The sequence below is a fragment of the Cellulomonas triticagri genome (assembly GCF_003696205.1).
GTDB lineage: Bacteria > Actinomycetota > Actinomycetes > Actinomycetales > Cellulomonadaceae > Cellulomonas > Cellulomonas triticagri.
The window spans coordinates 20,456-27,605 of record NZ_RFFI01000057.1 but is presented as its reverse complement, the minus strand read 5'-3'; the positions used below and the strand labels follow the sequence as shown (position 1 = coordinate 27,605).

Sequence of the window (7,150 nt, the reverse complement as noted above, 5' to 3'; positions counted from 1 at the left end):
CGGGCTACGCCGACGCGTTCCGCGACTACGCCCGCGCGCACCCCGGCCGCTGGGCGGCCCTGCAGCGGCGCGCCGGACCCGCCGCCGTCGCGGCGCCGTCCGCCGTGGACGTCGTCGCCCTCACCGACGCGGTGCTGCGCGACTACGCCGTGCCGCCCGCCGAGCGCGTGCACGTCGTGCGGCTGCTGGGCAGCACCGTCAACGGCTTCGTGAACCTGGAGCGCGTCGGCTCCTTCGACCACAGCGCCCCCGCGCCCGAGCAGTCCTGGGAGCGCGTCGTGGACGCGCTCGACGCCCTGCTCCGCGCCTGGCCCACCCCGACCGAGGACCCGTCCTGATGACCCTGACCACCACCCGTCCCACCCCCGACCTGCTGCACGGCGCCGCCGAGGTCGAGACCACCGCCCGCGGCCTGCGCCCGCAGCGCCTGCCCGCCTGGGTCGGCCGGCAGTTCCCGGACGGCCAGCTGCTCGCCATGGCGGCGCAGCCGTCCGGCGTCCGGTTGGCCCTGACCACGACGGCGACCGTCCTCGAGGTCGACGTCCACCCGCTGCGGATGGCGTTCCGCGGCGTGCACCGCGCGCGGGGCGCGCTCGACCTCGTCGTCGACGGCGTGCTCGTGGCGTCCGACGTCCTCACCGGCGGCGACGCCCTCGTCACCGACCTCAGCACCGGCGCCACCGCGCTGGAGCCGGGGGAGCCGCACACCGCGCGGTTCGCCCTGCCCGCCGGGGCGTCGACCGTCGAGGTCTGGCTCCCGCACAACGAGTCCGTCGAGGTGCTGGCCCTGCGCGCGGACGCGCCCGTCCGTGCCGCCGCCCCGCGCGGTCGCCGGTGGGTGCACCACGGGTCGTCCATCAGCCAGGGCTCCAACGCCGCCACCCCGGCCGGGACGTGGCCCGCCGTGGCCGCCCGGCTCGGCGGCGTCGACCTGCGCAACCTCGGGTTCGGCGGCAGCGCCCTGGTCGACCCGTTCACCGCGCGCGTCATCCGGGACACCCCGGCCGACCTCATCAGCGTCAAGCTCGGCATCAACGTCGTGAACCTCGACGGGATGCGGCTGCGGACCTTCGTGCCCGCCGTGCACGGCTTCCTCGACACCATCCGCGACGGGCACCCCACGACGCCGCTCGTCCTGGTGTCGCCGCTGTTCTGCGGCATCCACGAGGACGCGCCCGGCCCGGGCTCGATCGACCCGTCGTCGTTCGCCACGGGACAGGCCCGCTTCGCGGCGAACGACGACGGGGCGCGCACGCACGGACGGCTCACGCTCCGCGTGATCCGTGACGCCATGGCCTCCCTGGTGGAGCGACGGTCCGACGACCCGCACCTGCACCTGCTCGACGGCCTGGACCTCTACGGCGAGGCCGACGCGCGGACGCACCCGCTGCCCGACGCGCTGCACCCGGACGCGGCCACGCACCAGGTCGTCGGCGAGCGGTTCGCCCGGTGGGCGTTCGGGGCGGGCGGCCCGTTCGCGGGGTGATGGCGTGCCCTCGGGGGACGGGGTGCTGTCTGCAGAGTCCGTGGGTTCTCCTCTCCTCCGCAGCGGGTAACCCCTTTCCTGGTGCTGCTCGTCCCCGGATATCCCTAGGGTGCTCGGGCAGCCGAAACGCGTTCTCGTCGATTCGCGTACCGGCATTTCCTGATGGGCGAGGTCGAGAGAGCGTGGTCGCGTGAAGAAGAACTCCGTCGTGGTCGCGGCGGCCCTCCTGCTGCTCGGGATCGGCGTGACGCCGGCGTCCGCGGCGGGCGGACCTGCCGTGCCGGATGAGGCGGCGCTGCGCTCGCACATGACGGAGGGCGGATCGACGGTCCGACGCAGGACGCGTTGATCGTGAAGCTCGCCAGCGGTGGGCTCCCCGACTCCAGCACGGGTGCGGATCCGATCAGGACCTGGACCGAGGAGCGTGCGGGAGTGTCTCGGACGGTCGAGGTCTTCGGCGACGGCTCGCGGGCCTGGGTCGACGTGGAGCAGCCCGTCGTGATCGAACCTGCTGGGCAGTCCCGGAAGGGCGAGTCGATCGGCGGCTGCCGGGCCGCGAGCGGCGTAGGTGCGTGGTGGTACTACGACTGTCGCGTGAGCAGGAAGGACACGATCAGCGAGGCCGGGTTCGTCGTCGACTACAAGACGACCAATCTGCGCGGTGGTCTGGCCGAGGTGCGCGATCCGCGAGGGGGGTTCTGCAAGGTGTACGCGGGCACCTGCAGCGCGAAGGCCCCGTCCGTGGTCCGGGGCAAGCAGAACGGCGCCTCGCCAGCACGAGCGAAGATGTCCTACTCCGGCAGGCTCAGTGCCAATGCCATGTCGGTCAACGGTGAGATCTGGCTGGACGTGCACCGTATGACCAGGACGGTGCACTCGACGCCCTGACTCGTCGAGTGGCACGGAGACGCCATCGACATCGCCAGTGCGAGAAAGTGTGGTGGATGCAGTGTTCGGGGACAGCAGCCTCATGGTCATCGCCGTCGTCGCGCTCGTCGTCCTCGTCGCGATCGCCCTGATCGTCGTGGCGCTCGTCCGCGTCAGGAGCGCCACGAGGCGGAGTGGCGGCCGGCGGGGTCCGTCCACCGACGGCCCGGTTCCTGGTCGGGATCGCCGACCGGGCGACCGCGTGGACGGGGCTCGGGACGACTGAGCGGCCCGTTCGCCTCGTCCGGCGTCAGATCAGCGGGCGCCGGTCGACCTGCTCGACGCCCGCGTCCGCGGTGCGCACTCGGCCCGACCACGGGACGGCCGCGCCCGCGGCGAGGGACGCCGGGACGTCCAGCACCCGCTGGTTGCGGCTGCCCCGGAACGCCAGCGTGAGGTCCCGCTGGTCGAGGTCGAACCGGCCGTCCACGAGCACGTCGACCTCGGCCAGCAGGTCGGCCTTGTCGGTGTGGCCCCGGTCGGCCCAGGCGAGCAGCTCCTCGAAGGTGTAGCCGGACCAGCACCACACGTCCTTGGCGCGCCCGTGCGCGGCCCGCAGCCGCCGCACCACCCGCAGGCACACCCCGGTGTTGAGGAACGGCTCCCCGCCCAGCAGGGTCAGCCCCTGCACGGCCTCGTGCGCGAGGTCGGCGGCGATCCGGTCGGCGAGCGCGTCGTCGAAGGGCGTGCCGTACCGGAACGACCACGCGGCCTCGTTGAAGCACCCGGCGCAGGCGAACGGGCAGCCCGACACGTACAGGCTGCACCGCACGCCCTCGCCGTCGACCATGACGAACGGCTTGTAGTCCGCGACCCGGTCCTGGCTGAGCCGGTCGGAGCGCCAGGTCGGGAGCGGGTCTCGCCCGGGCACGTCAGCCCGCGGCGGGCGTGGGCAGGGTGCCGGTGCTGCCGGCCATGTGCTTGACCCGGGACGAGATCTCGACGTGCCGGCCGTGCACCATGGGCCGCTGCTGCGGGTTGCCCAGGTAGCCGCAGGTGCGCTTGACGACGTCGCAGGTGCGCGGGTCGTCGTTGCCGCACGCCGGGCAGGCGAAGCCGCGGGCGGTGGGCGTGAAGTCCCCGGAGTAGTCGCACTCCAGGCAGTGGTCGATCGGGGTGTTCGTCCCGAGGTAGCCGACCCGGTCGTAGGCGTAGTCCCAGACGGCCTCCAGGGCCTTCGGGTTCTGCTGCAGCACGGGGTACTCGCAGTAGTGGATGAAGCCGCCGGACGCGTACTGCGGGTACTCGGCCTCGAAGTCGAGCTTCTCGAACGGCGTCGGGCTCTTGCGGACGTCGTAGTGGAACGAGTTCGTGTAGTAGTCCTTGTCCGTGATGTCGGGGACCAGGCCGAACTTCTTCGTGTCGAGGCGGCAGAACCGGTCCGTGAGGGACTCGCTCGGCGTCGAGTAGACGCTGAACTGGTACCCGTGGCGGGCGGTCCAGTCCGTGGCGCGCGCGTGCAGGGTCCGCAGGATGCGGAGCGTGAACTCCTTCGCCTCCGGGTCGGACTCCCACGCGCCGCCGTAGAACGCCGCGGCGGCCTCGTACAGCCCGATGTACCCGAGGGACACGGTGGCCCGCCCGTCGCGGAACAGCGCGTCGACCTCGTCGTCCGGGGCGAGCCGCTGCCCGAACGCGCCGTGCACGTACAGGATCGGGGCGTTCGCGGGGACGGCCTCCTTGCACCGCTGGACGCGGTACAGCATCGCGTCGTGCACGGTCTCGAGCCGCTGGTCGAGCAGGGCCCAGAACGCGTCGAGGTCGCCGCGGGTCTCCAGGGCGATGCGCGGGACGTTGAGGGTGACGACGCCGAGGTTCATCCGACCCTCGACCACGTCCTGCCCGTTCTCGTCCTCCCAGCCCTGCAGGAACGACCGGCAGCCCATCGGGACCTTGAAGGAGCCGGTGATCTCCACGATCTTGTCGTAGCTGAGGATGTCCGGGTACATGCGCTTGGTCGCGCACTCCACGGCGAGCTGCTTGATGTCGTAGTTCGGGTCCTCGGCGTCCAGGTTCACGCCCCGGCGCAGCGTGAAGATGAGCTTCGGGAAGATCGCGGTGCGGCGCTCCTTGCCCAGCCCGAGGATGCGGATCTGCAGGATCGCGCGCTGGATCTCGCGCTCGAACCAGCCCTCGCCCAGCCCGAATCCCACGGACGTGAACGGCGTCTGCCCGTTGGACGTGAACAGGGTGTTGATCTCGTACTCGAGCGACTGCATCGCGTCATAGATGTCCTTGCGGGTCTTCTCCGCCGCGTAGTCGCGCCGCCGGTCGGCGTCGTCGATCCACCGCTCGGCGTCCGCGAGGTGCTTGGCGAAATTGCGCTCCGCGTACGGGGCCAGCAGCTCGTCGATGCGGTTGACCGAGCAGCCGCCGTACTGGCTGGACGACACGTTCGCGATGATCTGCGAGATCTGCGCGGTCGCGGTCTGGATGGAGCGCGGCGGGTCGACCTGGGCGTTCCCGATCCGGAAGCCCTCGGACAGCATCGTCCGGAAGTCGATGAGGCAGCAGTTCGTCATCGGGGCGTAGGGGTGGTAGTCGAGGTCGTGGTAGTGGATGTCGCCCTTGGCGTGCGCGTTCGCGACGTGCGGGGGCAGCATCCGCAGGCCGATGGCCTTGCCGACGGCCCCGGCCGTGAGGTCGCGCTGGGTGTTGAAGACGTCCGCGTCCTTGTTGGCGTTCTCGTGGACGACCGTCTGCTCCTTGCCGACCAGCTGGCCGATGGAGTGGTTCACGTCCAGCGCCCGGGAGCGCGCGAGGTCCCGCTGCACCCGGTAGTCGATGTACGCCTGCGCGACCTCGTACTCGTGCGACTCCAGCAGGGTGTGCTCGACGACGTTCTGGATCTCGTAGATCCGCACCTCCCCGGCGTACCGGGTGGCGAGCTCGTCGACGGCGGTGTCCACCAGGCCGGCGATGGTGAGCTCGTGCAGCGGGCCGACCTCGCCGTGCACCTCCACGAAGCCCTTGGTGATCGCCGCGCGGATCCGGGCGGCGTCGAACGGCAGCGCGCGCCCGTCGCGCTTGCGCACGGTGAGGACGGGCACCTCCCGGGTGGTCGTCCGTCCTGCGTCGTCCAGCCCGATGGTGGTCACTGCGCCCCGCCTCCCCGTTCCCGCTCCGCACTACATCTAGTGCGAACTACAACGCGGTAACACTAGATCTGGGGGGTGGCCCGGCCTGGGTCCTTGGGCCCAGGCCGGGTGCGTCGGCGCTGTTAGCGGCGGGTGGGCGGGAGTTAGCTACGGCGCGTCGGAGTACGACGCGTCGTAGTTAACTCCCGACGGCGGACCGCTCCCGTCGGAACGGCGCGGTGAGCGTCGGCACCAGGTGCCGCCGCTGCACGACGAGGATCACCGCCGCGATCGCCAGGTACACCCCCGACAGGATGAACCGCCCGTGCGTCGACGTCAGCGGGAACTGCACCGCGAACAGCGCGAGCAGCGCCCACGCGGACCACCGGTGGAACCGCAGCCCCAGCAGGATCGCGACGCCCATCAGCGTCTGCGCGGCGGTCAGCAGCATCTCCTCGGTCTGCCGCGTGTCCAGCACGAGCGACGCGGACCCGCCGCCCGCGAGGTAGGCGATCGGCAGCGAGCCGACCAGCAGCGTCCACTGGTTGATCTTGGACGAGATCAGCGTGGCGATGGCGGCGGTGCCCTTGCCGCGCCAGGCGAACAGCACGGCGATGATGAACTCGGGCGCCTCGGACGCCAGCGGGGCGAGCCACTGCACGAGCAGGAACTCGTCGATGCCGAGCTGCGACCCCGACGCGACGAGCGCCTCGGCGAACGGCTCGGCGCTGAGCAGGATGACGGCGGCGGCCAGCACGAACAGCGCGACCACGGTGGTGCGGCGCCGGCGGCGGGGCAGGGCGCCGATGGCGGCGGCGGTGCCGATGAGGTCGGGCTCCTCGGCCTCGCCGCGGGTGAGCTTGTACAGGTAGAACCCGAACCAGGCGATCATGGCCAGGCCGAAGACCAGGTGGATGTGCCCGGTGGCGGGGATGACGAACGCGACGAGGCCCGCGATCAGCAGGAACCCGAGCTCCACCCGGTTACCCGGCTCCAGGGCCAGGGCCGTCGCGGGCTTCTTCGACACGCGGCCCGCGACGTACAGGGACACCAGGACGACCAGCGGCCAGCCGAGGCCGAGCAGCAGCCGGTTGGAGCCGGTCATGTTCGCGGCGGCGTACTGCACGTACGCGGGGTCGGACCCGGCGGTGTACGCGTAGTACAGGTCCACCGCGTACTCGGGCAGCACGGCGATCAGGGCGAGCACGGCGATGGCGAACCCGCCGGACACGTCGACCTGGGCGGCCTCGGCCGCCCAGGCGAGCACGAACGACGCGGCGACGACGGCGGCGCCGAACACCGCGAGCGCGAGCAGCGGGGTCGCGTGCGTGCCGGACAGGCGGGTGATCACGGCGGGCAGCATGATCACCGCGGTGATCAGCAGGGACCGCACCAGCACGCGTGGGCCGGGCGGCGCGAGCGGCGGTGCGGCGGGCGTCGGCGCGTGCTCGTCGACACGGGACGTCATGGGTTCTCCTCGGCACGGGCCGAGCGCGTCGGCGCGGGGGCACGACGACCTCGACCAGCGGGCAACGGCTGGTCGAAGGTCTCGTCCACCACGGCCGCGGGCCGTGGCGAGGTGACCGGGCGCGGACGCCAGCATGTCGACCACCTCTGCCGGTGCACGCACCGGCCGGGCTACTCCCCTTCGCGGCGACGA

The 7,150-nt window shown here is 72.0% G+C and carries 7 protein-coding genes; 4 read left to right on the top strand and 3 right to left on the bottom strand.

Annotation, left to right across the window (positions count from 1 at the left end; all coding sequences use genetic code 11):
• The 4 genes from EBM89_RS21265 to EBM89_RS11390 form a co-directional block, all read left to right on the top strand.
• Nucleotides 1–338, top strand: a 338-nt coding sequence (locus EBM89_RS21265; protein ID WP_199732075.1) for a TetR-like C-terminal domain-containing protein, incomplete at its 5' end; no start/stop codon positions are given.
• Complete coding sequence (locus EBM89_RS11395) at nucleotides 338–1,486, top strand: GDSL-type esterase/lipase family protein (RefSeq protein ID WP_122149548.1); 1,149 nt, start codon at nucleotides 338–340, stop codon at nucleotides 1,484–1,486. The genes EBM89_RS21265 and EBM89_RS11395, both read left to right, overlap by 1 nt.
• Nucleotides 1,487–1,676: 190 nt before the next feature.
• On the top strand, nucleotides 1,677–1,835 hold the full coding sequence (locus EBM89_RS21260; protein WP_158609650.1) for a hypothetical protein: 159 nt from the start codon (nucleotides 1,677–1,679) through the stop codon (nucleotides 1,833–1,835).
• Nucleotides 1,836–1,837: 2 nt separating this feature from the next.
• Nucleotides 1,838–2,374 carry a hypothetical protein gene (locus EBM89_RS11390; RefSeq protein ID WP_122149547.1) on the top strand — a complete coding sequence of 179 codons (537 nt, stop codon included), beginning with the start codon at nucleotides 1,838–1,840 and terminating at the stop codon, nucleotides 2,372–2,374.
• A 289-nt stretch (nucleotides 2,375–2,663) separates the two neighbouring features.
• Here the strand turns inward: EBM89_RS11390 and nrdG are convergent, their stop codons facing one another.
• The 3 genes from nrdG to EBM89_RS11370 all read right to left on the bottom strand — a co-directional run bounded on the left by nrdG (nucleotide 2,664) and on the right by EBM89_RS11370 (nucleotide 6,958).
• Entirely contained in the window at nucleotides 2,664–3,284 is a 621-nt protein-coding gene (gene nrdG, locus EBM89_RS11380) for an anaerobic ribonucleoside-triphosphate reductase activating protein (protein ID WP_122149545.1), read from the bottom strand.
• A 1-nt stretch (nucleotide 3,285) separates the two neighbouring features.
• Nucleotides 3,286–5,511 carry an anaerobic ribonucleoside-triphosphate reductase gene (nrdD, locus tag EBM89_RS11375; RefSeq protein ID WP_122149544.1) on the bottom strand — a complete coding sequence of 742 codons (2,226 nt, stop codon included), beginning with the start codon at nucleotides 5,509–5,511 and terminating at the stop codon, nucleotides 3,286–3,288.
• Nucleotides 5,512–5,689: 178 nt separating this feature from the next.
• The gene (locus tag EBM89_RS11370; protein WP_199732074.1) at nucleotides 5,690–6,958 is read right to left on the bottom strand and encodes a calcium:cation antiporter family protein; all 1,269 of its coding nucleotides are present in this window, start codon (nucleotides 6,956–6,958) and stop codon (nucleotides 5,690–5,692) included.
• Between the last annotated feature and the right edge of the window lie 192 nt (nucleotides 6,959–7,150).

What these genes read in the sequence shown, in the direction of transcription:
- EBM89_RS11395 (WP_122149548.1), top strand. Translation starts at nt 338, where the DNA reads ATGACCCTGACCACCACCCGTCCCACCCCCGACCTGCTGCACGGCGCC.
- EBM89_RS11370 (WP_199732074.1), bottom strand. Translation starts at nt 6,958, where the DNA reads ATGACGTCCCGTGTCGACGAGCACGCGCCGACGCCCGCCGCACCGCCG.